The organism is Photobacterium halotolerans DSM 18316 (assembly GCF_000425165.1).
GTDB lineage: Bacteria > Pseudomonadota > Gammaproteobacteria > Enterobacterales > Vibrionaceae > Photobacterium > Photobacterium halotolerans.
Map to the genome: position 1 here is coordinate 75802 of NZ_AULG01000013.1, position 26651 is coordinate 102452.

At 45.9% G+C, this 26651-nt stretch carries 28 protein-coding genes; 24 read left to right on the forward strand and 4 right to left on the reverse strand.

Going from position 1 to position 26651, the window contains the following annotated elements; all coding sequences use genetic code 11:
- The first annotated feature begins 42 nt into the window (after positions 1–42).
- Entirely contained in the window at positions 43–396 is a 354-nt protein-coding gene (locus tag H511_RS0101535) for a MerR family transcriptional regulator (RefSeq protein WP_027250732.1), read from the forward strand.
- A gap of 59 nt (positions 397–455) precedes the next feature.
- Positions 456–1031 (forward strand): NAD(P)H-dependent oxidoreductase, encoded by a 576-nt coding sequence (locus H511_RS0101540; RefSeq protein ID WP_027250733.1) that lies wholly within the window; start codon positions 456–458, stop codon positions 1029–1031.
- Between the two features lie 20 nt (positions 1032–1051).
- Here H511_RS0101540 and H511_RS22160 read toward each other — a convergent pair whose 3' ends face one another.
- The gene (locus H511_RS22160) at positions 1052–1954 is read right to left on the reverse strand and encodes a LysR family transcriptional regulator (RefSeq protein WP_036758377.1); all 903 of its coding nucleotides are present in this window, start codon (positions 1952–1954) and stop codon (positions 1052–1054) included.
- A gap of 111 nt (positions 1955–2065) precedes the next feature.
- On the opposite strand from H511_RS22160, the gene H511_RS0101550 reads away from it, so the two are divergent.
- Positions 2066–2707 (forward strand): NAD(P)-dependent oxidoreductase, encoded by a 642-nt coding sequence (locus H511_RS0101550; protein WP_027250734.1) that lies wholly within the window; start codon positions 2066–2068, stop codon positions 2705–2707.
- Positions 2708–2834: 127 nt separating this feature from the next.
- Here the strand turns inward: H511_RS0101550 and H511_RS0101555 are convergent, their stop codons facing one another.
- Positions 2835–3641, reverse strand: a complete 807-nt coding sequence (locus tag H511_RS0101555) for an aminotransferase class IV family protein (protein ID WP_027250735.1) — start codon at positions 3639–3641, stop codon at positions 2835–2837.
- A gap of 133 nt (positions 3642–3774) precedes the next feature.
- Between H511_RS0101555 and H511_RS22165 the strand changes: the two genes are divergently transcribed.
- The 3 genes from H511_RS22165 to H511_RS0101570 all read left to right on the forward strand — a co-directional run bounded on the left by H511_RS22165 (position 3775) and on the right by H511_RS0101570 (position 5919).
- Positions 3775–4746, forward strand: coding sequence for a LysR substrate-binding domain-containing protein (locus H511_RS22165; protein WP_211225163.1), 972 nt, complete (start codon positions 3775–3777; stop codon positions 4744–4746).
- A 38-nt stretch (positions 4747–4784) separates the two neighbouring features.
- Positions 4785–5507: an SIMPL domain-containing protein gene (locus H511_RS0101565; RefSeq protein WP_027250736.1), complete on the forward strand. Its 723-nt coding sequence runs from the start codon at positions 4785–4787 to the stop codon at positions 5505–5507.
- Positions 5508–5571: 64 nt separating this feature from the next.
- Positions 5572–5919, forward strand: coding sequence for an endonuclease domain-containing protein (locus H511_RS0101570; RefSeq protein WP_027250737.1), 348 nt, complete (start codon positions 5572–5574; stop codon positions 5917–5919).
- A gap of 267 nt (positions 5920–6186) precedes the next feature.
- Here the strand turns inward: H511_RS0101570 and H511_RS0101575 are convergent, their stop codons facing one another.
- Positions 6187–6774 (reverse strand): TetR/AcrR family transcriptional regulator, encoded by a 588-nt coding sequence (locus H511_RS0101575; RefSeq protein WP_027250738.1) that lies wholly within the window; start codon positions 6772–6774, stop codon positions 6187–6189.
- Positions 6775–6881: 107 nt separating this feature from the next.
- Here H511_RS0101575 and H511_RS0101580 point away from each other — a divergent pair, with 107 nt between their 5' ends.
- The 5 genes from H511_RS0101580 (at position 6882) to H511_RS0101605 (ending at position 12143) form a co-directional block, all read left to right on the forward strand.
- The gene (locus H511_RS0101580) at positions 6882–7337 is read left to right on the forward strand and encodes an HPP family protein (protein WP_027250739.1); all 456 of its coding nucleotides are present in this window, start codon (positions 6882–6884) and stop codon (positions 7335–7337) included.
- 129 nt (positions 7338–7466) lie between these two features.
- Positions 7467–8804, forward strand: a complete 1338-nt coding sequence (locus tag H511_RS24890) for an iron-containing redox enzyme family protein (RefSeq protein WP_202603985.1) — start codon at positions 7467–7469, stop codon at positions 8802–8804.
- Positions 8804–10051, forward strand: a complete 1248-nt coding sequence (locus H511_RS0101595; RefSeq protein ID WP_027250740.1) for an MFS transporter — start codon at positions 8804–8806, stop codon at positions 10049–10051. Before H511_RS24890 ends, H511_RS0101595 begins: the two co-directional genes overlap by 1 nt.
- 32 nt (positions 10052–10083) lie before the next feature.
- Positions 10084–11274 (forward strand): trans-sulfuration enzyme family protein, encoded by a 1191-nt coding sequence (locus H511_RS0101600; RefSeq protein WP_051287671.1) that lies wholly within the window; start codon positions 10084–10086, stop codon positions 11272–11274.
- A 5-nt stretch (positions 11275–11279) separates the two neighbouring features.
- Positions 11280–12143: a dienelactone hydrolase family protein gene (locus H511_RS0101605; protein ID WP_027250742.1), complete on the forward strand. Its 864-nt coding sequence runs from the start codon at positions 11280–11282 to the stop codon at positions 12141–12143.
- On the opposite strand, the gene H511_RS22180 is transcribed toward H511_RS0101605, so the two are convergent.
- Positions 12124–13146, reverse strand: coding sequence for a GlxA family transcriptional regulator (locus tag H511_RS22180; protein WP_051287673.1), 1023 nt, complete (start codon positions 13144–13146; stop codon positions 12124–12126). The two genes, H511_RS0101605 and H511_RS22180, sit on opposite strands and share 20 nt — an antisense overlap.
- A gap of 356 nt (positions 13147–13502) precedes the next feature.
- On the opposite strand from H511_RS22180, the gene H511_RS0101615 reads away from it, so the two are divergent.
- From H511_RS0101615 to H511_RS0101675, 13 genes are all read left to right on the forward strand, one after another.
- Positions 13503–14390, forward strand: coding sequence for a DMT family transporter (locus H511_RS0101615; RefSeq protein ID WP_027250743.1), 888 nt, complete (start codon positions 13503–13505; stop codon positions 14388–14390).
- Between the two features lie 468 nt (positions 14391–14858).
- Positions 14859–15248 carry a VOC family protein gene (locus H511_RS0101620; RefSeq protein WP_027250744.1) on the forward strand — a complete coding sequence of 130 codons (390 nt, stop codon included), beginning with the start codon at positions 14859–14861 and terminating at the stop codon, positions 15246–15248.
- Positions 15249–15382: 134 nt separating this feature from the next.
- A complete protein-coding gene (locus H511_RS0101625) occupies positions 15383–15850 on the forward strand; it encodes a PhzA/PhzB family protein (protein WP_027250745.1) in 468 nt (155 codons plus the stop codon).
- A gap of 97 nt (positions 15851–15947) precedes the next feature.
- Positions 15948–16577: an isochorismatase family protein gene (locus H511_RS0101630; protein WP_051287675.1), complete on the forward strand. Its 630-nt coding sequence runs from the start codon at positions 15948–15950 to the stop codon at positions 16575–16577.
- A complete protein-coding gene (locus H511_RS22185) occupies positions 16570–18501 on the forward strand; it encodes a chorismate-binding protein (RefSeq protein ID WP_036758389.1) in 1932 nt (643 codons plus the stop codon). The genes H511_RS0101630 and H511_RS22185 overlap by 8 nt, the downstream gene beginning before the upstream one ends.
- On the forward strand, positions 18486–19337 hold the full coding sequence (locus H511_RS0101640; protein ID WP_027250747.1) for a PhzF family phenazine biosynthesis protein: 852 nt from the start codon (positions 18486–18488) through the stop codon (positions 19335–19337). Before H511_RS22185 ends, H511_RS0101640 begins: the two co-directional genes overlap by 16 nt.
- A 20-nt stretch (positions 19338–19357) precedes the next feature.
- Positions 19358–19987 carry a pyridoxine 5'-phosphate oxidase C-terminal domain-containing protein gene (locus H511_RS24245; protein WP_081669136.1) on the forward strand — a complete coding sequence of 210 codons (630 nt, stop codon included), beginning with the start codon at positions 19358–19360 and terminating at the stop codon, positions 19985–19987.
- Positions 19968–21059, forward strand: coding sequence for an acyl-CoA synthetase family protein (locus H511_RS0101650; protein ID WP_051287678.1), 1092 nt, complete (start codon positions 19968–19970; stop codon positions 21057–21059). Before H511_RS24245 ends, H511_RS0101650 begins: the two co-directional genes overlap by 20 nt.
- Positions 21059–22441, forward strand: a complete 1383-nt coding sequence (locus H511_RS0101655) for an aldehyde dehydrogenase family protein (protein WP_027250749.1) — start codon at positions 21059–21061, stop codon at positions 22439–22441. The genes H511_RS0101650 and H511_RS0101655 overlap by 1 nt, the downstream gene beginning before the upstream one ends.
- Before the next feature lie 70 nt (positions 22442–22511).
- Positions 22512–23201 (forward strand): class I SAM-dependent methyltransferase, encoded by a 690-nt coding sequence (locus H511_RS0101660; RefSeq protein ID WP_211225164.1) that lies wholly within the window; start codon positions 22512–22514, stop codon positions 23199–23201.
- A 24-nt stretch (positions 23202–23225) separates the two neighbouring features.
- Entirely contained in the window at positions 23226–24656 is a 1431-nt protein-coding gene (locus H511_RS22190; protein ID WP_036758392.1) for an MFS transporter, read from the forward strand.
- 22 nt (positions 24657–24678) lie between these two features.
- Positions 24679–25476: an SDR family oxidoreductase gene (locus H511_RS0101670; protein ID WP_027250751.1), complete on the forward strand. Its 798-nt coding sequence runs from the start codon at positions 24679–24681 to the stop codon at positions 25474–25476.
- Positions 25463–26623, forward strand: coding sequence for an acyl-CoA dehydrogenase family protein (locus tag H511_RS0101675; RefSeq protein ID WP_027250752.1), 1161 nt, complete (start codon positions 25463–25465; stop codon positions 26621–26623). The genes H511_RS0101670 and H511_RS0101675 overlap by 14 nt, the downstream gene beginning before the upstream one ends.
- The last annotated feature ends 28 nt before the right edge of the window (positions 26624–26651 follow it).

Here is a 26651-nt window from a genome sequence, read left to right on the forward strand (position 1 = left end):
CAGTATGATTGTGGCAGTCAGTATTTTATCAGGGTCAATCACATGTACATCGGCGCGGTATCCAAGCGGACAGGGTTGTCAGTCAAGGCCATCAGATTGTATGAAGACATGGGCCTGATCCGCGTCCCGCTTCGTCAGGGTAATTACAGGGTATATACAGAGACGGACGTCGAGGTGCTCCAGCTTATCAAAGAGGCCAAGCAACTTGGCGTGACCCTGAACCGGCTGAAAGGCGTGATACGCTATCGGGATGGTGACGTGGACTGGGATCGTATCCATTGTTTCTTGCTTGATGTCAGGCAGCAACTGATGGCAGAGCACGCATTGCTTGAGCAGAAAATAAAACGCGTGGAGCTATGTCTCCGATCTATGGATAGCTGCCCGCAGACTGCTTGACTCTGCCCTATAGGGGAGGCTTTACACTCATGATTGATTTTGGATAACAAGGAACGATCATGAGCAAAAACATTCTTTTACTGAATGCCAACCCGAAAACAGAGAGTTTTGCCCGGGTGCTGGCTGACGCCTATGAAGTTGAGGCGCGAGAGCAATTCACGGTGCATCGTGTAAATTTATCGGACATGGACTTCAACCCGAATCTGGTCGCTGGCTATGATGCTATCCAGCCACTTGAGCCTTGTTTAGAAGCGTTTCAGCGTCAACTTGCCGGGGCGGATCATCTGGTGCTGATTTCTCCGATCTGGTGGGGTGGCATACCGGCAAAATTCAAGGGCCTGATCGACAGAGCGATTCTGCCCGGTTTCGCTTTTCAGTTTGAGGAAAACAATCCCTACCCGGTGCAGTTACTGCAAGGTAAAACAGCCCGGATCATTCTGAGCATGGATGCCCCTGCCGAATTGCAGGCCGAACAGGCTGAACCTGTGCAGGCCCAGCTTGACCGATTCACGCTTCAGTTTTGCGGAGTCAGCCCTGCCGATACCACCTTGCTGGGATCGGTGATCTCGTCGACGGAAACCCAGCGGGATTCCTGGCTGAGAGAGATCCAAGCACTTGGGCGGCAGGGTAGTTAGCAATGCCGTCTGAATTGAATTTACGTATGGGCTGACATTTTTTCGGTCAGCCATATCCGGTAAAATTCAACAAAAGTTCTGACTTTCGCCGGAATAAAAGCACCCGGCGGGAATACGGCGTAAATCCCGCCACGGGGCAATTGCCAGTCGGTGAACAAGGGCACTAATTCCGGATCATTTTCGCCAAAATGGGTCGCAATCACCGACAATCCCGCGTTACTTTTGATCAGGCTGCGCATGGCACTGGTGTTGTCGACCCGAACATGACTTTGCATCTGAACCTGAACCTGTTCGTCTGCTCGGGTGAACGTCCAGGTCAGCGCGCTTGGCAGGGGCGAAAACTCAATCCAGCGATGATGTTTCAGTTCAGCTGGCTGCTGCGGTCTGCCCATTTCCTGCAAATACCCGGCTGAGGCCATCACACGTTGTTCAAACTCGCCCAGTTTCTGCGCCCGAAGGCTGGAATCTTTCAGCCATCCCATCCGAATGGCCAAATCAATGCCATCGCGCACCATATCCGACACCTTATCGCCGCCGCGCAGCTCAATGGTGAGCTTTGGATGCACTTTGGCAAACGCGGCGACAGCGGGCGCCAGCATCAGCGTCATATGATCTACAGGAGCTGTGATCCGCAGCGTGCCGGACAGGGCTTGTGCACTGGTGCTGGCTTCGCTGAGGGTTTCGTCCAGTTTAGTCAACAATGGCTGGCAGGCCAGATAGAGCTGCTGTCCTGCTTCTGTCAGCGTGACCTGACGCGTGGTCCGGTTAAACAGTGCTGAACCCAGATGGGCTTCAAGCGCTTTGATATTCAGGCTGATTTTGGTTTTCGTACAGCCCAGTTTCTCGGCCGCAGCCGTAAATGACCCTGCCTCAACGGTGGCAATAAATAAGGGCAGGGTATTCAGGTCAAGTGCGTGACTCATTGTGTTCACTGTTATGAATTCAATAACAGTGAATTATCCAACGGCGTATTTTTCAAATCAATCTTTCATCGCACAATGTGTCCATCAACGAAAACAATCGAGGACAACATCATGAAAATTGCAATCATTGGCGCAAGTGGTTTTATTGGTTCAGCACTGCGAGAAGAAGCCCTGAGCCGGGGTCATCAGGTGACCGCACTGGTCAGTCGTCCGGAACGTCTGGCAACACAACCCGGCCTGACGATCGAGAAAGCCGATGCGCACAATACCCAGGCACTGACAGCGCAACTGGCGGGTTACGATGCCGTACTGAGCGCATTTTCCGGCCACGCCCAGACGGATGTTGCCGGCTACTTTGCTCAGGGTTTCGACAGTATTCTGGCGGCGGCACAGGCTGCTGATGCCAAGCGCCTGATGGTCGTCGGTGGCGCGGGCTCGCTGGAAGTCGCACCCGGCGTACAACTGATTGATACCCCTGAGTTTCCGGCTGAATACAAAGCCACAGCAGAAGGAGCCAGATACGCGCTGAATGTCCTGCGTGGACAGCAGGGCGTGAACTGGACCATGTTATCTCCGGCAGCCATGATTGCACCGGGCGAGCGGACCGGCCAGTATCAGCTGGGCTCAGATCAACTGCTGACTGACGCAGAGGGCAACAGCCGTATTTCTGTGGAAGACTACGCAAAAGCCATGATTGATGAGCTGGAAGCTTCTGCGCATGTCAATCAACGCTTTACGCTGGCTTACGCCTGATCCCGCCGTCCCTGCCTTTGGATGGAAAAACGCAGCTTAGGCTGCGTTTTTTGTTATCCCTTTACCCCACTGCTTTTTGCGGTCTTGATTGTGTAAAGTCGCCATCTGAAAACTAAAATGCTGGTACTCAGGGCGCGATGAAAGCTTCTTTAGCAAATGCGCGGTGTAGTAAAGCGATAAAATCACGGGTATCAGAGAAATGTGTTGTATTAATCTTGGAAATCGCGATACCCGGTGTCCAGGAATTCATGACAGCGGCCGCCTGAAAACAGAGTAAGTTGGTTTCCGTGATATCTTGCTCTTGCTGCGGTATCTGCATTGCATCCAGCTGACGCTGCACTATCTGCATTGTGGTGCCACACAGCTTTGCACCCTTGGGCCAGATCACAGTTTCACCGTCCCAGAAGGCGAGATTCCAGATACTCGCTTCAGTGAACCGACCCTGATTATCTGTGAAGATGGCGTCATCGAATCCTTGGTTAACCGCTTGACGCATCAAATGGGTTTTTGCAATTTCACCGACATGCTTAATGGAAGGCAGCATTCGTTCATGAGCAAAGGTTTTCATGGTTAAAGGGCCTTGGGGCCCGTCACTGGCAGCGGACTGGCGAATCAGTATGTTTAACCTTGAGTCATCCTCACGGGGAGTAAACTCTCCGCTGTCAGAATACACGTAGACCATGAGCGATGTATTTTCCTCTCCGGACCGTAAGACGTCGCGAATCTGATTAAGAATGGCATCGTCACTTAACGATTTTCCAAATACATAGTGCGAGGCTTGTTGCAGGCGTTCAAGGTGCAGGTCGAGTCCCCGAATTTTCCCTTTGCGCACTTGCATGGCAGTAAAGTGGGCATGGCCTGCAAACGTCAGCGTTGACAATTGAGATCCGGTAGCCAGCTGCCCATTGATGACGGCTGTATCTTGAGTTGGCATGTGTCTCCTTGCCTCCATAAGCATGAATTTATTGATTGAAAGAAGCTAAATGCTGGGAAGAATATTGATTTATTGCGTCGGGAAAGAGAAACAAGTAATACTTGAATCTGCATTTGATAATTTTTGAAGATGAATGATCAGTAAATTTATACCGGGAACCAGAGCCCTGCGGATATTTGTTGCAGCGGGAAAGCATTTAAATTTCTCAGCAGCGGCAAAAGAAATCAGCCTCACACCAGCGGCGGTGAGTTATCAGATAAAGGAAATGGAAGAGCAACTGGGTTTTTCTTTATTTAAAAGAAACAGCCGTTCCATTCAATTGACTCCTGAGGGGAGTATATTGTTTACCGCTGTTTCTGAATCTCTCGATAATATGGAACAGGCTCTCGGCTATGTCAGAAGGATTAACAAGAATAGCTCGCATCTAACTTTGTCAGTCGGCGCCAGATTTGCCACATACTGGCTATTACCTAAACTGGGAGAATTTAAACAACTGAGGCCAGATTTATCGATAACGTTAGACATTACGGATGACGTCAGAGATTTTGGTCGTGATGGCATTGATATGGCCATCCGGTTCGGTAATGGCCGATTTCCTGATTGTGTGGTTAATAAGCTATTTGAAACGTCAGTCGCACCTGTCTGTAGTGCCGAGTTTTTAGCGAATCATCAGGACATAAATAAACCGGAAGATCTTCTCAGTTTGCCGCTAAGTTATGTTAATTGTTCGGTAAACGGGCAAACCTGGCCTGACTGGAAAATGTGGATGAGCCAGGCAAATGTCAATGGATTTGATTATAGCCAGAGTATTGCGTTCTCTGATCTCAACCATGTGATCCAAGCGGTTCAGGACAATGTCACTGTGGGCTTGGTTGAACCTATACTTGTAGCAAACCAGTTATCGCAAGGGTCATTCGTGCAACTGTTTGATCTGACAATGAAACTACCCGATGAGTTTGCGTATTACTTTGTTTATCCGAGTAGCAGTGAGAAAGAAAAAGCAGTGGCAGATTTTTTGAGTTGGTTATTTACTGTCATTGAGAGTCATCACGAAAACATCAGGTCTCTGGAGAGTGAGCCCATCGTGGTAAAAAATTCCTGTTAAACTCAGTAGATAAATTACCTGAATGCCAAGGAGGCACAATGCAGCAGCGACAGGACAGAATCGGCTTTGCGGTGCTGGGAGTGTGTATTGTACTCGGGCTGGCTCTGCTGGGCTATTTGCTTGGTCATGCTGCGCTGAGCTATAAGCAGCTTGACCGCAGTGTAACGGTGAAAGGGTTATCGGAAAGAGAATACCCGGCCGATATTGTGATATGGCCGATTCAGTACAATGTCGCCAGTAATGATTTAACCGAGCTGTATCAGATGCTGGATGGTCAGACATCGCAGATCCGATCTTACCTGCGGGGCAATGGGATCGGTGCTGATGAGATTTCTGTCTCTACTCCGGCGATTACAGATAAGTCCGCTCAGCAGTATGGTAATGACGCGCAGGCGCAGTATCGTTACACCGCGATGCAGACGGTCACTGTGTACTCCACTCATATTGATGCGGTACGTAATGTGATGGGATCGCTCTCTGAGTTGGGTAAACAAGGTATCGTTTTCACTGGCGATGCCTATCAGACCCAGACCGAATACATTTTTACCCGCCTGAACGCCATTAAACCTGAGATGATCGAAGAAGCTACCCGAAACGCCCGTGAAGTGGCGCAGAAGTTTGCCTCGGATTCCGACAGCACACTCGGAAAAATCCGCAAAGCGTCGCAGGGACAGTTTTCAATCAGTGCGCGCGATAAAAATAATCCGCATATTAAGAAAGTCAGAGTGGTTTCGACGGTTGAGTACTATCTGTCTGATTAATGAAAGAGTAATAAATAAGAACACTGGGTTGAGTTTGGCGTGAAGGAATCACAATATCAGTACTATTTTTAATACCAAAGAAAACAAAAATTATCGTTGTCGATTACGTATCAATATGACTGAACCTGAGCATCAGGTTTGGCAAAGAATTCGCAGTCATCAACTTGGGGTGAAGTTTCGCCGTCAGCATGGCATTGGTCGATATATTGTGGATTTTTATTGTCAGGATAAAAAGCTAGTGATTGAAATTGATGGTGATAGCCATTATTCGGATCTGGCTCTTCAATACGATGCAAAACGTGATGCCTTAATGGCTGAATTAGGTATTCGGATATTACGTTTTACAAATTTGGAAGTGATGAGCAATTTGGACGATGTTGTTGAGGTGATATATCGTGCTGTTCACCGATAAGGTGCAGAATATTCCCTACCCTTGGCAAGAGGAGGGTTAGGGTGGGGGTCGTGAAGTGAGCACGGATGTTGAGTTTGTGCCCGGTAACCCCCTCCTAGCCTCCCCCTTGAAAAGGGGGAGGAACTGATCGAGTGTGCCGTAATTGCAGAATTCCCTCCCCTTGGCAAGGGGAGGGTTAGGGTGGGGGTCGTGAAGTGAGCGCGGATGTTAAGTCAGTGCCCGGTAACCCCCTCCTGGCCTCCCCTTGAAAAGGGGAAGGGTTCAAATCTATGCCTGCTGATTTCCATGAGAAAGCTGGTTCAGCAAAACATCCACACACTTCTCTGCCGCATCCAGATCTTTCCCGACAAATGCCGACACAATCGCCCCTTCTTTCATCAGACAAATTGCGTCTGTTAAGTGCTCCGCTTTGTTGTGAAGGTGCTGCTGAATCAGTGCCCGGACTTTGCGTTTGTGCTCGCAGCAATAGTCGGCAATTGCGGTGTTTTCTTCGCTGAATTCAGCCGATGCGTTGATAAAGAAGCAGCCGCGAAAAGGGCTTAAGGTCGGCACCCGGCCATGGAACCAGTCGCTCAGGCCCTTGAACAGAAAGGTGATCACCTCTTCATCGTTGCTCGCCGGCGCTAATTGCTGCTCCAGCCACGTCATAAAAATCTCGTCGCGCGCTGCCAGTGCCGCGAGTATGAGCTCGTCTTTACTGCTGAAGTAGCTGTAGAGGGTTTTCTTTGCCACCCCAGAGACTTTCAGCACTTCGTTGATCCCCACCGCATGAATGCCCTGGCGGTAAAACAGGGTGAGCGCGGTATTTGTCAGCAGTTGTTTTTTGTCCGTTTTTAATGACTTTGTCGTACTCATGCATCCTCCTGAACTGAAAAGCATCTTGACATCAGTAGACTGACTTGTCTACTCTGTTTTTGTCTTGTAGACAGATCGGTCTACCACTTATCAAAAAGGAGTACAACATGAATCAATACGGGATTGCACTGTTATCCGGGCTGGGTGCGGCGGTCGCTATCGGATTATTGTCGCTGGCAGAGAACCTGACTTCGGCCGGACTATGGCTGATGGCTCCTTTTGGCGCGACGGCAGTCTTGGTCTTCGGGATACCGGACAGCCCGTTAGCACAACCCAGAAATGTGATAGCCGGTCATTTGTTAACGGCATTTATCGGGGTGTTTTTTGTCAGCGTTGTTGGCGTCACGCCCTTCACTCTGGCGCTGGCTTCAGGCCTTGCTGTCTCTGCCATGCTGCTGACTAAAACGACCCATCCGCCAGCGGGTGCGAATCCGCTCTTGATCATGCTGACCGGGCAAAGCTGGTCGTTTTTGATAACGCCGGTATTGATTGGCGCGGTTGTCATGGTGCTTGTCGGCCTGCTGGTCAATAAAGGTCTCTGGCGCTGGAGGCGACAAGTCTGAACGCGGTGAAATGTCACTTTTATGGTGAAAAAATGTCTCTTTTTGCGCTATGAAACTGATTCAATGGTTAATAGGATTGAGCCAACTCATTAATCATTCGATTGATAACCATACCCACAGGAATTTGTTGTGTCTGATTCTCTTTCTTACGTGCTGATCAATAGCGTTGAACTGTTTGCGGACTATCAGCAGTCGCTGATAGAGCTGCTGAAACTCAGCCAGGCTGACGACGCTATTTTAGGTTTTGATGCTGGCTTTGATGAACACAAAGCGAGCCGGTATTTATCTTCACTGGAAAGAGATATCGCCAGTCAGGTACTGCAAATTCTGGTTGGGGTGAAAAACGGCACAGTAGTGGTTTGCTGTTTCTTTAAGAAAAGCCATCAGCAAACCACCAGGCATATTTGTGATCTACAAAAGGGGATGATTCATCCCCATTGCCGCAGCCAGGGATTACTGGAACAGACACTGGCTGCGATAGCACACTCGTGCATGGCGCAGGGTGTTGAACTGCTCACACTGGATGTGCGGGGTGGTTCAAAGGCTCATCGAATCTGGAACAAGTGTGGGTTTGAAACTTATGGAATTCTGAATGATTACAGCCGCTATCAGGGGCAGTCATTCGACGGACATTTCATGAAACAACGCACGGTTGATCTCTGGAACCGTTTTAAAACATTCCATCAACAAGGAAGTCAAACTATGTCAGTTGGCGCTGAACTTATTCATAAAAAAGATTTTCGCGAATTAATGCGTGAGACATTAGAAAATCACCTGACCTTAGGTCACCCGCTTTTTAAATATCTGCTGGATGAAAATAATCCCAACCCGGATTTATTAAAGTTCACCACTTTGCAGGGCTATCAGCTCACCAAGCATTTCCTGACGTATATTGAGCATTTGTTCTTTCATTGCCCTTTGCCAAAACACAAGCGGGCGCTGCTGCACAACATGTATGAAGAAGAAACCGGCCGGTTATCCAATACCAAAAACCATGTTGAGCTGATGCAGGATTTTATCAAGGCATTAGGCATTTCGGACACTGAGCGTGACGCGGCTATTGCATTGCCACAGACTCAGGCACTGATTGATTATCGCTTGATCGCCTGTAAAAACCCGGATTTGTACCACATAGGTGCAGCGGCCGTGATGGTCGCCAGTGAAGGGCAGAACCTGGAAAGTGTGGGCGACGAAGCGCGTCACAATATTCTGGGTAAAGTGTATGACCTCAAAGAAGCCGATTTGCTGTTCTTCTCTGTTCATCAGGAAGAAGATGTCGGCCATGTTCAACAAGGTCTGGCGCTGCTGGCTGATCTCTGTGATACACCGAAAAAGCAACAGGAAGCGCTTGAAGCGATTAATACCACTTGCGAGCTGTTTTACGGGATGTATCAAGGGGTGTATGAGCACTTTGGTTATGACAAAAAAGATCAACAGGTGAAAGCGGAGTCGCTTCAGGAGGCCTGATGGATATATCCCGTAATAAACAGATCATCGCCATTTTCGTTGGCGTGCTGGTGACTTTCTGGGCGTCATCGATTAAGGGGAGCTATCAGGTTTACTTCCTGGATTTAGCCAGCATGTGCGGATTGGGACGGGGTGTCTTCTCGTTAACCAGCGCCTTGTTTGGCTTGTCGATTGGTATATTGTCCCCTGTTGTCGGCTGGATATGTGACCGTATCGGCCCGGCGCTGACCATATTGTCTGGCGCTGTTGTTGCGGTGTTTGTCTATCTGTTGATGGCTGTGTCATTCAACTTCTGGCTGTTTCTGGTGTTGTTCGGTGTGCTGGCGGCTTATGCATTAACAGCGATGACCTTTGTGCCGCTGGCGCTTTTGGTCGACCGTATCTTTGACAGTCAGAACAAAGGTATGGCCTACGCCGCCATTACCAATGGTACCGCGATTGGCTTTATGGTGCTGTCGCCATTCTGGGTGTGGCTGAATACCTTTGTGATCTGGCAAGACATCAGCCTGATCATCTTCGGTGTGTTTGCTGTGGTGATCCTGCCTGCCTGTATCTGGCTATGCCGTGTTTTTCCTCGCCGGGAGTTTATCTCTGAAACAGGTGCCGAGAGCCACGAAGATGATTTGAAATGGCATCAACACCTGAGAAAACCATTGTTTCTGTTGCTGGCGCTGTCATTCGGCGGTTGTGGTGCCTCGATGGCTTATGTCGATGTGCATTTGGTTCCTATGTTACAGGAACGTTTTACCGGGGGAGAAGGGGAGGCCACCATAGTTGCCTCATCATTGAGCGTGCTGGGTGCCGCAGAGCTCATCGGTGCGTTTTTGGTAGGGTATTTGCTGCGCTTCTCGGCGCCGGCATTGATGTTGTCTCTGCTTTACGCGGTCCGTGGCGCTTCTATGCTGATTGTGCTCTCTGCAGACAATTTACTGCTGTGTATGATTTTTGCCGTACTGTTTGGCCTGACCTATATGGGCACCGTGATAGTGACGTCCCTTATGTGTCTTAAAGCCTATGGCGAGAAAGTGAAAGGCAAGATTTTTGGCTGCCTGTTTACCGTCCACCAGGTGTTCGTCTTTGGCACGGTATGGCTGGGCGGCCTGTCTTATGATGCGACGCAAAGTTATTCCTTCATCACACTGGCGGTGACCGGGTTGTGCTTTGTCTCTGTCGCAATGGGGCTGGTTTTTTACTTCTCTGACGCCTTTAAAGACAAACCGCAATCGCAGGTTGTTACACCATCTTAATCGCCGACTCAATCATGAAAGGAATAAAAAGCATGGAGCAATCAACCCGAGCAATACACATGGGGTTTCCTTCACTGGATGACTCTCATGCCGCTGCCATTGCCATGACATCGGCCTATGACTTTACATCGGCGCAGGAAGCCAGTGACAGGTTCAACGGTGTAACAGAAGGGAATATTTACAGCCGTTTTACCAACCCATCAGTCGAACATTTTGAACGAAAACTGGCCTCACTGGAAAACGCGGAATCCGCGGTGGCCTTTGCCTCTGGCATGGCCGCTTATCTGGCACTGGCCATGACGTTTCTAAAACAGGGCGACCATGTCGTGCTGGCCAGCGGTATTTTCGGTACCACGACCCACCTGTTTCGTCAGTATTTCGGCCAGTTTGGTATCACGGCGACCTGCGTGGATCTCGATGATCAGCATGCCTGGCAAGCCGCCATGTGCGATCGTACCCGCATGATACTGGTTGAGTCTCCCACCAACCCATTGCTGAAAGTGGCGGATTTAACCTGGTTATCCGGGCTGGCAAGACGAAATAATGCTTTGTTGGTGGTGGATAACACTTTGCTGTCTCCGGTCAACCAGCGTCCGTTAAACCATGGTGCCGATCTGGTGTTGCACTCAACCGGCAAATTCATGGACGGGCAGGGCAGAACGGTTGGCGGTGTCATTGCCGGACGTAAAGACGTGATCCAGCCGTTGAAAAACTATCTGCGCAGCTCCGGGACTTGCATGAATGCCTTTACGGCTTGGGTGCTGAGTCACGGTCTGGACACGCTGACAGCCAGAATGGCTATGCATGAACAGAACGCCAGAAAAGTAGAAGCCTGGTTGCGCCAGCAGTCTTGTGTCAAGCAGGTATTTTCCACCTTCAGTCATTCACATCCGCAGGCTGAGGTGATTGCCAGACAGCAAACCGGCCACAGCCCGGTGATCAGTTTTGTTGTTGAGGGCGGTCAGGAAGCGGCCTGGCGGTGTATTGATGCGCTGAATCTGGTGGCCCGCTGTACCAATATTGGTGATACCAAGTCGATGGTGACCCACCCGGCCTCGACGACCCATTGCCGCTATTCTCAGGAAGAGAAGCAGCAGTATGGCATCTCAGACGGCCTGGTCAGGCTGTGTGTCGGGCTGGAAGCCAGTCAGGATATCATTTTGGATCTGGGGCAGGCACTGGCTGCCTCTCAGGTAAAACATTCACTCAGGGAAGTTGTATAGCTGTCATGATGAACACATTTCGTAATGCTGCTCTTTGGGTTGCCTCTGTACTGGTAACCAGTACAGTCAATGCGGCGCAGAGCCACACCGCGGACATTTTGTACAAACATAACTATGTCGCTTTTCAGTCGGGCCAATCGGCTGATAATCCGGTGACTGTGGCTGCACGTTTCACCAAACCTGACGGTATTGAGACACCGCTGCCTGCGGTTATCATAGTGCACGGTTCTGGCGGTGTGGACGAACGCGGCGAACTCTACAGCCAGGTACTGAACAGGCAGGGCTTTGCCACATTGGAAATCGACATGTGGGCTGCCCGCGGGCTGGAAGGCGGGCTGTCTCGCCCGAAACATGTCAAAGACACGCTACCGGATGTGTATGCGGCGATTGATTATCTGAAATCCCGCCAGGATATCAATGCCGGCGAACTGGGTTTGATTGGTTTTTCCTGGGGCGGTGTAGTTGCCATGCTGATGGCAGGCGAGCAGGAATCTGGCTCGCTGAAAGCCTTGGTGGCCAATTATCCTGTGTGCTGGGCCTATAACAAGGTGCCAGGGTATCCGTTTACCGGTATTGCTGCAGACCGCCACTTAATGATCCTGTCTGGCGAAGAGGACAAATATGATGGCCCGGATGATTGCAAGACACTGGTCAGCCAGTTGCCACCGTCTAACCAGTCCTTGGTGAAACTGGTGACGCTGCCCGGCGCCACTCATGCTTTTGAGTTGCCCAGAGCAGAAAGTACCTTTTTTGATCCTTATGCTTTTCGGGGCAAAGGAGGGAATGTTCCCATCCGTTATAACCCGGAGGCGACCAAACATGCTCTTAAACTGGCGTCGCAGTTTTTTGTTACCCAGTTGAGCGATTGAACAGGTATCTCCCTGTACTTTCGGCCGCCGCGTCCACTTTTGCGGCGGATCCTTTTGGCAGGGTTTTATACTTTTTCTTCCAGGCGGCCCGCAATGAGCTGGCCTGGGGGAAACCGGATTTTAACGCTGCTACCTCAATAGTGTCACCATTTTCAATGTAGCATTTGGCTTCTTCCAGTCTCAGCTCGACCAGAAATTCCCGAATGGTCAGGCCGGTGGCGTTTTTAAATTCCCGCTGCATATGGCGGGAAGAAACCCGAAAAGCGTCGGCAATATCGGCCAGTGCCAGTTTTTCATGCAGTCTGGCCTGCAGGTAATCCTGAATGGAATGCACCAGTGGTGAAATGTGACTGCGATAGCTGAGCTGTTTGGATATCTGCGGATCGTTCGCCATCCGGCGCCGATAGACCACCAACTCCCGTGCCACTTCCATAGCAAACCGGCTGCCGCTGATCTCTTCGATGAGCTGAAGGGCCAGATCAATACCGGCTGTGACACCTGCCGTGGTGTAAACCTGACCATCCTGTACAAAAATCCGTTCCGGCAACACCTTCGCAGCAGGGAAATAGCGTGATAATGCTTTTGTCAGCTTGTGATGCGTTGTCGACTGACGGTTATCCAGCCAGCCTGCTAAGCCCAGTAAAAAAGCCCCGGTGCAAATACCGAGAATCCGGGTATCGGCTTTCGGGGTGCGCCTGAGCCATTCAATGCATCGCTCACTGGCCTGATTGCGGTATATCTCTTCATGGTATTTCGATGCACACACAACCACGATGGCATTATGTGGCAAGACAGACGGCAAAGGCTGTATACCGCCGAGAGTGAGCCCCTGATGACTGTTCAGAGAGTTTTGATCACTGATGAAATGCAGATTCAGATCCATGCCATAGCTGATGGCTTCATGAAAAGCCTGACAGGGGCCTGCCAGATCGAGTAAATGCACGTCAGGTGTCAGCAGGAAGTAGATATCAATCGGGGTATTATTCGGGTTGGCATGCTTCATTACCATTCAGTCCATTGAAGGTGTATTCAGGAAACAATGTACCACCCAGCCAGACAGAGTGACTAGTGCCATTGAAAGAGTATGGTAGTCTTGGACAATAACACTATGATTTTATTCAATGTAAGGTCGAGATATGGAAATGGAGCAGGCCTCGCAATGGCGGCCGGTATTTGGGATCCTATACCGATGCAGGGGGTAGCGAAACCGTATTACGATTTCAGTTAATGCCGATAATTACTGATATGTCTGAATCTAAGGGTAGAGTGTCCGATTAGAGATATGTATTTCTGAGCTGACCTGAGACAATGAATACATACGTACAGCGTATTTTTCTACCATCTCAGCGAAGGCAGCGCATGATCTACTTATTTCCCTTATTGACGGTTTCAATTTGGGCAGGGAATGCCATTGTTAACAAACTTTCCTACAGCGTAATCGATCCGGGAGCGATCGCCTTTTACCGCTGGTTTTTTGCCATGCTGGCACTGACACCTTTTGTTATTACCTCTGTTATCCGTCAGTGGCCAAACATTAAACCGCATTTGTCGAAGTTGGCATTGCTGGCGTTTCTGGGCATGGTGCTTAACCAGTCGCTGGGGTATTTTGCTGCACCGACCACCACAGCCACCAATATGGCGCTGATTATGTCACTGGTTCCTCTGATGAGCATGTTTCTGAGTGTGCCTATTCTGAAACAAAAGCTATCGCCACTGGCAATGGTGGGTGCTGTACTGTCGCTTGGCGGGCTGGTATTGATGCTGAGCCACGGCGATCCGTCTCAGTTGCTCGCACAGGGTATTAATCAGGGTGATGGCTTACTCCTGCTGGCTGCGTTCGTGTATGCGCTTTACTGTGTATTACTCAAACGCTGGGATATGCCCCTGAGTAACTGGCAGTCTGTGTATGTTCAGGGCATGTTTGCCGTTCTGTTCCTCCTGCCTATGCTGTTTAACAGTCAGCGGGTGGCGATTACCGGCGATGCACTACCTCTGGTGTTGTTTGCCGCGATTCCTGCTTCTGTGATTGCGCCCTGGTGCTGGATGAAAGGGATCAAAATGCTGGGCGCAGATAAAACAGCCATGTTCATGAACCTGATGCCAGTGATCACCGCTATCATTGCGAGTGTTCTGCTGAACGAACAGCTGGAAGCTGTGCATTTGATCGGCGGCGGTATGGTGCTTTGCGGGGTGGCCGTCGCCCAACTGAGGCTGAAAGCCCGCCGGAGCAAACTGGTGACGGCATAACAGTGAATCAGTCAAAGATAGCATTCAGAAAGGCAGCGGAAACGCTGCTTTTTTTATCAGTAGTGCACAGTTATTGCTGTTGATTGCTGATAGTCAAATAAATTTGAATTAAAAACTTCACCAAAGAGAACTCAGTTGCGCAGAAAGATCCGATGATGAATTAATTTTGATGTCATTGTTTTGATGATGATCAAAATCCATCCGAGAAAATCAAAGGTTATATTCCATATAGGGATAAAATTGATTCTAACTCATTGAACATAAAATGCTTAGTGTGACTATTTCCACAAAAAACACTTAAATAAAAGAGAAATATAGAATAATAAATTTTTAAAACAATCACTTATAGTGAGATTTCTGACTATAGATAATTCTATAGGCACTTTTTTGCATATTGAGTATTGAAGTTGTAAATAAAGATGTTAAAGTTTCTCAAAATGTTAATAAGGCAATTTTGAAGGAATGAAAATGGTTAATAAAAACGCACCAGCATCATTAGCTAACCTACATTTGATATATGTGTCTGATGTCGAGCGTTCAACAGATTTATATAAAGAGCTTTTTAATGCTGAACCTGTTTTCAGTAGCCCACGTTATGTCGCGTTTCCTACTTCTGAATCCGGGAGTGCATTATTTGCACTGTGGTCGGGCGGAGCCGTACCTGATCCTGAAATCCAGAGATATAGTGAAATCGGAATCATGCTAAAAACTAATGATGATGTAAACCTTAAGTTTGAAACGTTAAAAGAACATCCAAGTTTATCTATCGTTAAAGAACCTTATGATGAAGTATTTGGTCGAACTTTTGTTGTAAAAGATCCTGATGGACACTTAATTCGTATCAGTCCACTCGATTAATCATCTTAATCTGGGTATCAGTTGAATTACTCAACATTGAGCCTTCTGGTACCCAATTATTAAAATTCTTTTCTTTTAGCTATCATCATTGATGTATGGGCGCTATTTTTTACTCTAAAAAGTGAATTTTTATTATGAATGTTGAAGAAAATACAATACGCGAAACAAACCGTGAAGTTGTCAGGAAGTATTTAGAATATACAAAAGGAAAATTGCGATTAGAACGACATAAATTGTATGCAGACGATGCACAAGGAGGGCTTTGGACGACTGAGACTGGTCAACCGATTATCATTCGTGGAATTGAAAGTTTGGAGCGTCATGCACATTGGTCTCTACAATGTTTTCCCGATTGGGAGTGGTATAACATTGAAATTTATACAACGGACAATCCAAATCATATCTGGGTAGAATGTGATGGCAGAGGCATCATTCGTTTTCCGGGGTATCCAGAGAAATATTATGAGAATCACTTTATTCATTCGTTTGAATTACATGATGGGTTGATTGTCAGAAATCGAGAGTTTATGAACCCAATCATGCAGTTAAAAGCGTTAGATATCAGTGTTCCGAAAATAAAAAGAGAAGGTATACCTGCCTAATAATTTAATATTTATTTAAATGCCGAGAAGATAAATTTAACGTTCATGAATATCATGCTTGATGCATTCAAGAAAATGGAGTTAAAAAGGATTTTCAATGTATAGGACTCTTAAGTCAGAACCATATAATACTAACGATTTGATCCTCCCTTCTAATCAAGTTTTGAATTGGGATATTAATAAAAAAAGTTGCGCGCTTCTCGTACATGATATGCAAAGATATTTTGTGAATTCATTACCGGAAGAGACTGCAGAAAATTTAGTGACTGCAACTGAAAGAATCATGCATTGGGCGAGAAAAAATAACATCCCAGTTATCTATAGTGCGCAACCAGGGAGAATGTCACTGGAACAGCGTGGATTACTTGCTGACCTTTGGGGACCCGGCATGCGGACCTGTGAGGAAGACCGTCGGGTGATTAATGAACTCACTCCACAGTCTGACGATATCGTATTAACGAAGTGGCGTTATAGTGCATTCTTTAATTCCGAATTAGAAGAAATACTTTCAGCGCGCGGTTGTGATTCATTAATGATTACGGGCCTGTATGCATCGATAGGTATTCAGGCGACAGCCATTGATGCATTTACACGGGATATTCGTCCAATTGTTATTGCTGATGCAACGGCTGATTTTACAAGAATAAGTCATCAGCAAGCTTTGAATTACATGTCAGACACGTGCGCAAAAGTCATATCAAAACTTGAGTTAGATAATTATGAGTAGTCTGCTATCTTCAATTATTTCAAATCCAGAAAAACCATTTGCTATTATTTATCGTCCCACAATAGACGCTGGAATGATTAACCTATTTCAGTGCAGTGTTGATAAACATATGGTAATTAATGAAGCTATAGAACAGACACAATTAAAATCAGATAAAGGCCTTTTATTACTGCCTTTCAGACAAGTCATAGAGAATGATTATAATGCGATAGACGATGAAATGCCCGTGCTGAGTTTGGCAATTGAGGTATCTGAAAAAATTCCTGTACATGAGTTTATTCATTCCATAACAGATTATTCAGTTAACACAAAGCATGAACATTTTAATTTAAACGATCAAGAATATAGTCGCCGGGTTCGTCATTTGATTGACAATGAAATCGGACAAGGTGCAGGGTCAAACTTTGTATTGCAACGAAAACTTCATGCAACCATTGATGAATATGAACCATCAAAGTTGTTCAGCTTGTTTCGAAATTTATTAAAAACAGAAAGTTCAGCTTATTGGATTTTCTTGATTCAAACAGGTGAGCAATCGTTTATTGGAGCATCTCCTGAACTACACGCATCTTTAAATAATGGTGAAGTGATGATGAATCCAATTAGTGGTACCTATGCTTACCCATCTGATGGAGCGATGGATGAATCAATTCTGAGTTTTCTTTCATGTCAGAAAGAAATCGGAGAGTTATCCATGGTTGTAGATGAAGAACTAAAAATGATGTCTAGCCTCTGTGAATCGGGTGGACAAGTGAGTGCCCTGAAATTAAAACAACTGAGTCGCGTAGCGCATACAGAGTATATTCTGAGTGGTCAAAGTGAAGCGAGTATTGCTAAAGTCTTGAAAGAGACGTTGCCTGCACCAACCGTAACAGGCAGCCCAGTCCAAAATGCTTGTAATGTGATTTCGCGTTATGAGCCTGAAGGACGCCGTTATTACAGCGGAGTTGTGGCATTCGTTGAGAAGCACGGTGAATCTACAGCGCTGGATTCTGCGATCCTCATTCGTACGGCTGAAATCGGTCAGCAAGGTGAAGTAGAAATCACAGCAGGGGCGACCATTGTTAGAGATTCAATTCCGGTTAATGAAACCAACGAAACTCGCAGTAAAGCAGCTTCTTTGTATCATGCAATGTTTGGTGCAGAACAACGTTCGGGAGTCAAACAAGGACGGAACTCACCAGATAAGCAAGCAACTTTGCTGAATGATATCCCGGGGGTTCAGGAGCTATTAGCACGGCGAAGCACAGAAAATTCGAATTTCTGGCGAACTGAACCCAATAAACGAAATCGGCAGGATGACTGTTATCTGGGCAAACAGGTTTTAATCATCGACGGTAACGATACATTCACATCAATGTTAAAGACGTTGTTCACCTCTGCTGGCGCTATTGCGACAGTTGTCAAAGTGGCAGAGGAGATTGATTTTACTTCCTATGACCTGGTGCTGGCAGGGCCTGGACCCGGAAATCCAGAAGATAAATCGGATAAACGCGTCTTTTTAATGCGGAAACTGATCAGAAGATTAATTGAAGCAGAACACCCATTTTTTGCTGTTTGTCTGAGTCATCAATTATTGGCTCAAGAGCTTGGGTTACCAATCATTCGTCTTAATCCGCCAAACCAAGGATTACAGAAAGCCATCACTTTGGGTAACCAAAAAGAACTTGTTGGATTTTACAATACATTTTGTGTTACGGCAGATGATATGACAATCCTCAAAATGAAAGAAAGAGATATCGACTTATTTTTAGATGAAAAAACACATCAAATATATGCGATCCAAAGCAGTTGTTTTGCATCAGTACAATTTCATTTGGAATCATTTTTAACGGTTAATGGCCCACAACTTCTCGATTATTTTGTGAAGCCTCTCTTGAATTATCAGTATTTTAAGGAAGCAGAAGTATGCGCAGTCATATAAAATTAGAATATGGTGTGTTTAATGCTTTTACTCACTCGCCAATCTCAGGAAATCCTGTGGCAGTTTTTTATGAGTCTGAGCAATTATCAGCATCATTCATGCAGTCTATTGCCAGTCAACTACAGTTATCTGAAACGACTTTTCTCCATACGAGTCATGATAAAAAAAATGTGGAAGTTCGCATTTTTACACCTGTGAATGAATTACCATTTGCTGGTCATCCGTTAATGGGTACTGCTGCTGCATATGCAAGAAAGTACAACGTTAATGATTTTGTATTTCATACAAAAAAGGGTCCTGCATCAGTCTCAGTCAAACATATCTCTGATGATGTGAGCGAAGTGGAAATGACAGTTCCGCTTGCAACATCACAACCTTTTTCTGAGAAAGATAAATTGCTAAAAGCATTAGGTTTGGAAGGGTCTGAGTTACCCATCGAAATGTATGATGCAGGTGCCAGACATGTTTTGGTTTCAGTGAGTGATAAATCTGTGTTACATCAGATCAAACCCAATCATACCGCGCTTGAAGCATTCGAAAATATGGCAATTAACTGTTTTTGCTGGGATGGAGATAGCATTGAAAATCGAATGTTTTCACCAGCGTATGGCGTCAAAGAAGATGCTGGTACGGGTTCTGTGGTATGGCCAATAGCACAACATCTGGTTCAATATGGACAGTTTTCACTCAATAAAAAACTGATGATACTGCAAGGGACACAACTGAGCCGGCAATCTGAAATGTATGGTGAAATTAAGTCTGATCAAGGTATCGGAACCCATGCAATATTATCAGGAAATGTTTATCACTTCTCGGATTGTCAAGCCAGAATTTAATTGAGTGAAAGAGATAGAAAATGAGTAGACTTGAGTCATTAACTGGGCGATTGAATTTACCATTTCCACAATATGATACACCACCGGATTCACCTAAGGAAATCATAAATCAATGGATCACCCGAGCCCGATCCGGTGATGTCAGAGAACCTGACGCTTATACACTTGCGACATGTAATTCTGCCGGTGAAATAACAATGAGAACCATGTTTCCGATCACTATAGACGGCGAAGTCATGTTATTTGCAACGCATAGTTGTAGTCGAAAAGGGAGTGATATCAGAGAAAGTGGTATCGCGAGTGCACATATTTACTGGCGTGAGATCGGTCGTCAGTTAAGTGTTTCCGGTACAATGAGTTTAGCGGATGAATCGATCGCTGATTCGGCATGGAATGCACGTGATGCTGCTTATGATCCTGTTTCTGTTGTGTCTCATCAAAGTGAAAAATTTAATGATTTTGATTCATTTTATAGAGATGTTAAAGGATATGAAAATCAAGGGAAACAACCAAAGCCTGAACGTTTTGTTGTTTATGCGTTGAAAATTAATCATTGTGAATTTTGGTCGGCAAACCAAGACCGGATTCATCAAAGATTAGCTTATACATTGACTGAAAAAGGATGGTACTGTGAAAGATTACAGCCATGATCTGAACGAAATTGAAAACTTAAATAAACCTGATCTTTTTATTCAGTCAATAATTAAATGGCATTTTTCTGAAGAAACAGGGTCAGAGTTCTGGTTGAAAATACGTTCTGAGTTGGAGTTTGATCCAATAAAGGAAGTTAACACTTTCAGCGACTTGAAGAAGTTTCCTGATTTTTCAGAACGTTTAAGAACGGTTCCTGTCGAGCAATTAATCCCACGTGGATTGAAAGATGATAAGAACTTTTCAGTTTATGAAAGTGGAGGAACCACTGGGGCACCTAAGTATGTGATAGCCTATGATGCATGGATAAATAATCTTGTAGATTGGCGAATGTCCTCCTATAAAAATCGTCCGGGTCGCCCAACAGGGAATACATTGGCCGCGGTCCCTACTGGTCCACATATTGTTGGTGCTATTAATAAAATTCGGGCCAAAGCATTAGGTGGCGTTTTTTTTTCGATCGATATTGATCCCCGTTGGGTAAAACAGTTAATCTCGAAAAATGAAATGCAGTCAGTTCGGAGTTATTCATCTCATTTAGTTGAACAGATCAGAAATACGCTGTTGACTCAACAGATCCGCTTTCTTGTCACCACGCCACCTATTTTACGAGCCCTGCTCAAAGATGAATCTTTGGTAGAACATATGCGAAAAACGCTTGTTCAGATTACTTTAGGTGGGACAGAAATTGATCTGGATGAAGTTAAGTTTATTGCAACAGAAATTTTGCCTGAATGTGAATTCAGTGCGAGCTATGGAAGCACTTCAGCATTAGGTGTTTCTCGCTCTTCACTGATTCATCGTGAGAGCTTATATGTGGAATACGACAACTATAGTCCGTTTATTACGTATGAAGTTGTCAATGCTGCAACACAAGAGCCTGTCAATTATGGTCAGCGGGGACAAGTTATTGTGTCTCATCTGAGCAGATATGCGTTTTATCCCCGTGTGATTGAACGTGATACCGCGATCAGATTAGAAGGAAAACAGGGCCAAGTTGGCGATAGGGTGGCTAATATCTCACCCCTGCGTGTTGTTGAGGGTAATCAGGTGATTGAGGGTGTCTACTGATGGGCACAGAAACGCTGTCTTTATCCGAAATGCCAATCATTAAAGCGATCACTCCTGTTAGCCAAGACAATATCGCACGTTACGTGACTGTTTCTGATATTACAGGTAAAGATTTCGCTCATTTAATTCAATTACCCAAAATGTTTATCAGTCATGCAGTGAATAAACTTCGCAAAGGTAAACATCTAACGGATGATGAGCGAAAAATCGCCTTAAAAAAAGCAGGTCAGCTTTTTCATTCAGGCACAGTTGGCGGGTTCAATCCGGACGATTACGTCAATCAAGTTGTTTCTGTCACCGGCTTACCAGAAGAGGTTGTTAAGAAGGCTCTTCAAAAGATCGGTGATGCCACCTCGCATGCTTTTCGTGATTCAGCATTGGGTTTCGCGAAAGGCGTCCCAGATGCTTATTCAGATCAGGTGAAACAAAGAGGTTGTGCGCAGGTTGTTCGTAAAGGGGAAGTATTAGCTGTCATCGCGCCAGGAAATGGAACAGGCGTTCATGCGCTTTGGCCGCAGGCTATCGCATTGGGATATCGCGTTGTGTTAAGACCATCAGAACGTGAGCCATGGACAGCGCACCGTTTAGTCCAAGCTTTGACAGAGTCTGGGCTTGCTGATTATGTTGTCATGTTGCCAACCGCTCATGACGGCGTTGAGGAAATCATTGAAGCGGCAGATCTGAGTATCGTGTATGGCGGAGAAGACACCGTCACTCGGTATGAAAACCGTTCTGATGTTCTGGTGCAAGGGCCGGGAAGATCCAAAATGGTGATTGGTAATGATTATCCTCAGCAAGATGCTTTTGAACTTGTTTTTGAATCAGTCCTTGGATTAGGGGGCGCGGCATGTGTCTGCACGAGCAGTGTCTTCATTGAAGGTGATGCCGAAGCGTTTGCCCGTGCTTTTCAGGATTATGTGTACGATCGGCTGCAGGATCCACACGAGAGAGAGCGTTATCTTCCTCAATTGTCATCTCAGCGTTATGACTGGTGGATACAGCAAGTTGAGCAGTATCAGGATTTTATATTCAGTCGGCCGGAAGTGTTTTCTCTAAAATCGGGTACCAGACAAGTCATGCCATTGATCATGCTGGCTGATTCTACTGATCAACCCATCGTCCAACTTGAATTACCTGTTGCATCGGTAACATTTGTGCCATTTCAACATCAGGCGTGTTTATCATTTTTAGCACCAGCACTTGTTGTCTCGGTTGCGACAAAGAAAGTGGCTTTGATTCAGTCGATCAGTGAGATCCCGGAGATTAGAAACCTATACATTGGTCAGGTTCCTACAATCTGGATGCAAGCCCACGTCCCACATGATGGGTATATTGCTGAGTTTTTAACCCGGTCAAGGGGATATCGAGTCGATTTTAGTTGAGCGGCAAGTTTTATTCGATGCTTCTTATCAGAAGTTTAATTTAAATTGAGCATTTAGTAGCGAATGATTTATGAATAACCCAACAATAAATGAATTTGATAAAGCGGATTTCCAAGGTGTTTACGAAGGTAAAACATTAATAAGCAGTGCAGAAATAACTGCCGTCCCTTGGGATATTGGTCGACCACAGCCAGTAGTTCAAGATATTCTGGAAAAAGGTCAGAAAAACAGGTTATTGGATGTTGGTTGTGGATTGGGGCTGAACGCAAAGCAAGCGAATGATTTGGGATATCAGGTCACTGCGATTGATAGCGCATCAAAAGCGATTGAACATTGTTTAAATGTTCATCAGAAGACCGGCATTCAGTTTCAATTAGCGAATGCTTGCGATACTGGACTCAATGAAAAATTTGATATTATCTTAGATTCAGCTGTTTATCACTCAATTCCATCGAGTGACAGAAGTGCCTATATGAAAGAAATGCGGCGCTTGGCGAATGATGACGCTGAATTTCATCTAATCACCTTTGCGCCATCACAACATGGTATGCCGAAACCTTTAGCAATTGAATTGTCAGAGATTATACAATTGGCCGAAATAAATGATTGGGCGATCCAATCTGTTGAACGGGTGACATATAAAGGAAATGCAGGAGCTATTTCTGATTTCCAAAAGAAAAAGAACCTTAACATACTCACGGATGAAAATGGATTAACTTGTTTACCAAGCTGGCACGTTATTCTCAAAGTGAAAATCTGAAAATAACTGAACTAGGATCTGAATATGAGTCAGAATAAAATGGCCTTTGGTGGTCTGTGTCTTGGATTTTTCATCGTAATGATGGATACAACCACAGTTCCATTGATTTATACATCATTAATTAAAGACTTTGGTGTAACCCCTGCTATGGCTGCGTGGGTGAATAACAGCTATTTAATTTCTTATGCAGCATTTCTGCTATTAGGTGGTCGCCTTGGCGATGCATACAATCGCAAACTTCTGGTATCGAGCGCTTTACTCCTTCTCGCATTTGGCGCTTTACTCAGTGGTTATGGAGAAACTTTAAATCAGGTCATTATCGGCCGTGCCATCATGGGCGTTGGTGCTGGCTTATTAACACCTCAAAGTATGGCTTTTATTTCCATTATCTTTGCTGAAGGTGGCAGGGGAAAAGCATTTGGTATCTGGGGCGCTGTGGCAGGGATAGCGACGGCAACAGGCCCGGTTGTCACGCAATTCTTCTTACAGGTGTCTGACTGGCGATGGGTTATGTGGATTAATATACCCGTCGCCATGATTGGACTGTTGGTGACATCGATCTATTTACCAAAGACACAAGGGAATGGCCTGAAGTTGAAAGAGCTCGTGTTTAACGGACTATTCAGCTTTTCTATTGCCATTGTTATTCTCAGTTTACAACTGATTCATGAGAGCGCTGAAAACATCTATAAAGTTCTGGCATTTTTAGCGCTTGGTATTTTAGGTACATTCTGGTTATTAAGACATGAGATTTCTCATCGGTCCGCATATGTTTTACCTTTTGAAATCTGGAAAGATATAAAATTTATGAGAACGTGTCTTATCTCAGGTTTATTAGGTTTAGGACTGACGTCTCTTTATTTGCCGCTGGCTTATCTCATTGAGATAAGAATGAATTTTGGTCCTGTTTTTATCAGTATCATTATGGTAACAATCGCGTTGGCGAATGCAGTCGTCGGGCCAGTTGCAGGCAGTCTGTCGGATAAAAAAGAACCTGAAGTAATTGTTCGTTATGGTCTCTTATCGCTTGCTTTCTCTGCTTTGCTCTTAGGGGGGGTTGGTCTCACGATGGCTGGCGGATTGAATGCATTTGTCATGACGGTGATCGCAATGATATTTGCAGGAATAGGAACGGGCTTAGCTTTTGCTCCTTTGGCAAACCTCGCTTTAAGAGATATATCACCTCAGGTTATTGGTCGTGCCGCTGCATTTTTTAATAGTACGCGTCAATTACTGAGTGCACTTGGGAGCGTCATTGTTGCATTGCTTTTTGATTATATGGTTCGAAATAATCAGTTATTTGGCTTTACCGAAGAAAACGCTTTACAGCCTTATTCTCCAGTCGTCGCTTATGCAGCTTTCGCATGTTTGCTGGTCATCGCTGGCTGTGTTGGCCTGGGTGCTTGGTTATCTCGAGAGCATACAAAAACGGAAAATGAAACGGTGCAAAGTTAAGAATTATTAAGGGACAAATACTATGAATATCTGGGTTGTGAGTGGTTGCTCCAGCGGACTTGGTCGTGCATGGACTGAATCTATTATCAATGAACGAAAGGAAATCGTGATCGGAATTACTCGCTCTGAAGCATCAGCAGAAGAGATGGTTTCACTTTATTCGGAACGATTTATCCCTTGTATTGCTGATGTCCGTGATGAAAAAGGTCTGAAAGAACAGCTGACGGCATTAGCCCATCAGGTTGGTACACCAAATCGCGTGGTGACGTGCGCTGGCTATGCACAATTCGGGACACTGGAAGATTTATCTAATCAGCAACTGAGAGAGCAGTTCGAAACGAACGTTGAAGGAACGCTGAACGTCATCAGACCGTTACTGCCATTGATGCGGACTTTGGAAGAAGCAAGAATTTTGTTGGTTTCCAGTATGAGTGGTGTTGCTTGCTGGCCACTTTTGGGTGCTTATCAGATGAGTAAGTATGCCATTGAGGCATTAGGTGAAACCTTGAGACTCGAACTTGAAGATACGCCTATCCAGGTTGGCATTATCGAGCCGGGTCCGCACAAAACTGGCTGGGCAACTTTTTCCGCAAAAAGGCAGAAGGTGAGTGATTTCTATGACGAAGAAGCACTGAAAAGTCGTGTAAGCTGTGGCTTTCAAGTAGAAGACCCGACAGCAAGTTTACCTTTTTTCTGGCAGATGTTTGATCAAACCAAAATGCCGCTGAGAATTGCAACTTCAAAACCATTTGTCGAAATGATTTGTGAAAAATCAATGGAAAATATGCAGTTATTGAGAGGTTCCTTTGAGCAATTATAAAGCTGTTCCGCATAAAAATTTGAGCGCTAATATTGATGCATTGATTGCATCCTATGTGCTTGAAGATGGTTCGGAAATATTATCAAACCAGACGATTCAAGTGCTCCAGAATAGCTCGTTACTGAGAATTCTTGACGAGAGCCCATTAAATGGCCCAGGCCTGTTGGGTGATGTGGTTTCTGTTTGTCGGTCCCTTGGCAAGATAGATGCCTCACTTGGCTGGCTCGTTGGTGTTTCGAATTCTTCATGGTCAATGAAAGCAAACTTTGATCTTCCTGAGACTGTTCTTGCGAACATGAAGGAGAATTCGATGCTGTCAATGGTGCTGGGGCGTCCTGGTACTCTGGTTCCTGACGAAAATGGCACAGGATGGCGCTTAAATGGGGAGTGGAAGTATGCATCTGGTTATCCATTGTCATCCTACTTTTTCGGTTTGGCTGCAACAAACGAGGGGATAGTGAAGGTTGTTGTTATGCCGTCTCAGGCACTCAAGATCACTTCACCCTGGCATTCAACCGGATTACTTGGCACACAAAGTGTCACGATTCAAGCGTGTGATGTCATGATCCCTGAATCATTCACTGTGAATTATCAGCCAATATTGCAAGGCAGTTTGGATGGCCGATTTGAAGGGCGCTCGTACGCGGGGTATTTCACCGGCGTGTTGATGAACTGCCTGGTTGGCACAATTTTAGGTGCAACCGAATCTGCGCTTGATTATGTGGTAGCCAATTTGCAACGGCCAATCGGTGGCAGCACTTATGCTTCAATGCGAGATTCGGGTCCTGTCAGGTACGAATTAGGTCGTTTGAAAAGCAATTTAGATCTACTGATACGTGCGGCAGAGTATAACGCCAGCATCGTTGATCATGCCGTTGATCAGGTATCGGCTCCTTTATCGGATAACGACCGGGTTGAGATTAGAGCCAGGGCAACTCAGGTGATGAAAGGCTGTACTGAAATCGTGCAATCCTTGTTGTGGATTTATGGTTCATCCGGTTTGGATACCAGCTGCCCGCTAGAGAAAATCTGGCGTGATGTGAATGTCGGTGCTCGACATGGCGGATTTTCAAAGTTCATACCAGAGGAAATGATTGGCCTAACATTGCTCAATGCTGATCCGGTTTCACTGTCAAGAATGTTTTAATCGTTCATCTCTCATAGAGTATTGAGTC

Excerpts from the sequence above, each read along its gene's own strand:
- H511_RS0101535 (WP_027250732.1), top strand. The coding sequence starts at position 43 with ATGTACATCGGCGCGGTATCCAAGCGGACAGGGTTGTCAGTCAAGGCC.
- H511_RS0101540 (WP_027250733.1), top strand. The coding sequence starts at position 456 with ATGAGCAAAAACATTCTTTTACTGAATGCCAACCCGAAAACAGAGAGT.
- H511_RS22160 (WP_036758377.1), bottom strand. The coding sequence starts at position 1,954 with ATGAGTCACGCACTTGACCTGAATACCCTGCCCTTATTTATTGCCACC.
- H511_RS0101550 (WP_027250734.1), top strand. The coding sequence starts at position 2,066 with ATGAAAATTGCAATCATTGGCGCAAGTGGTTTTATTGGTTCAGCACTG.
- H511_RS0101555 (WP_027250735.1), bottom strand. The coding sequence starts at position 3,641 with ATGCCAACTCAAGATACAGCCGTCATCAATGGGCAGCTGGCTACCGGA.
- H511_RS22165 (WP_211225163.1), top strand. The coding sequence starts at position 3,775 with ATGATCAGTAAATTTATACCGGGAACCAGAGCCCTGCGGATATTTGTT.
- H511_RS0101565 (WP_027250736.1), top strand. The coding sequence starts at position 4,785 with ATGCAGCAGCGACAGGACAGAATCGGCTTTGCGGTGCTGGGAGTGTGT.
- H511_RS0101575 (WP_027250738.1), bottom strand. The coding sequence starts at position 6,774 with ATGAGTACGACAAAGTCATTAAAAACGGACAAAAAACAACTGCTGACA.
- H511_RS0101580 (WP_027250739.1), top strand. The coding sequence starts at position 6,882 with ATGAATCAATACGGGATTGCACTGTTATCCGGGCTGGGTGCGGCGGTC.
- H511_RS0101595 (WP_027250740.1), top strand. The coding sequence starts at position 8,804 with ATGGATATATCCCGTAATAAACAGATCATCGCCATTTTCGTTGGCGTG.
- H511_RS0101600 (WP_051287671.1), top strand. The coding sequence starts at position 10,084 with ATGGAGCAATCAACCCGAGCAATACACATGGGGTTTCCTTCACTGGAT.
- H511_RS0101605 (WP_027250742.1), top strand. The coding sequence starts at position 11,280 with ATGATGAACACATTTCGTAATGCTGCTCTTTGGGTTGCCTCTGTACTG.
- H511_RS22180 (WP_051287673.1), bottom strand. The coding sequence starts at position 13,146 with ATGAAGCATGCCAACCCGAATAATACCCCGATTGATATCTACTTCCTG.
- H511_RS0101615 (WP_027250743.1), top strand. The coding sequence starts at position 13,503 with ATGATCTACTTATTTCCCTTATTGACGGTTTCAATTTGGGCAGGGAAT.
- H511_RS0101620 (WP_027250744.1), top strand. The coding sequence starts at position 14,859 with ATGGTTAATAAAAACGCACCAGCATCATTAGCTAACCTACATTTGATA.
- H511_RS0101625 (WP_027250745.1), top strand. The coding sequence starts at position 15,383 with ATGAATGTTGAAGAAAATACAATACGCGAAACAAACCGTGAAGTTGTC.
- H511_RS0101630 (WP_051287675.1), top strand. The coding sequence starts at position 15,948 with ATGTATAGGACTCTTAAGTCAGAACCATATAATACTAACGATTTGATC.
- H511_RS22185 (WP_036758389.1), top strand. The coding sequence starts at position 16,570 with ATGAGTAGTCTGCTATCTTCAATTATTTCAAATCCAGAAAAACCATTT.
- H511_RS0101640 (WP_027250747.1), top strand. The coding sequence starts at position 18,486 with ATGCGCAGTCATATAAAATTAGAATATGGTGTGTTTAATGCTTTTACT.
- H511_RS24245 (WP_081669136.1), top strand. The coding sequence starts at position 19,358 with ATGAGTAGACTTGAGTCATTAACTGGGCGATTGAATTTACCATTTCCA.
- H511_RS0101655 (WP_027250749.1), top strand. The coding sequence starts at position 21,059 with ATGGGCACAGAAACGCTGTCTTTATCCGAAATGCCAATCATTAAAGCG.
- H511_RS0101660 (WP_211225164.1), top strand. The coding sequence starts at position 22,512 with ATGAATAACCCAACAATAAATGAATTTGATAAAGCGGATTTCCAAGGT.
- H511_RS22190 (WP_036758392.1), top strand. The coding sequence starts at position 23,226 with ATGAGTCAGAATAAAATGGCCTTTGGTGGTCTGTGTCTTGGATTTTTC.
- H511_RS0101670 (WP_027250751.1), top strand. The coding sequence starts at position 24,679 with ATGAATATCTGGGTTGTGAGTGGTTGCTCCAGCGGACTTGGTCGTGCA.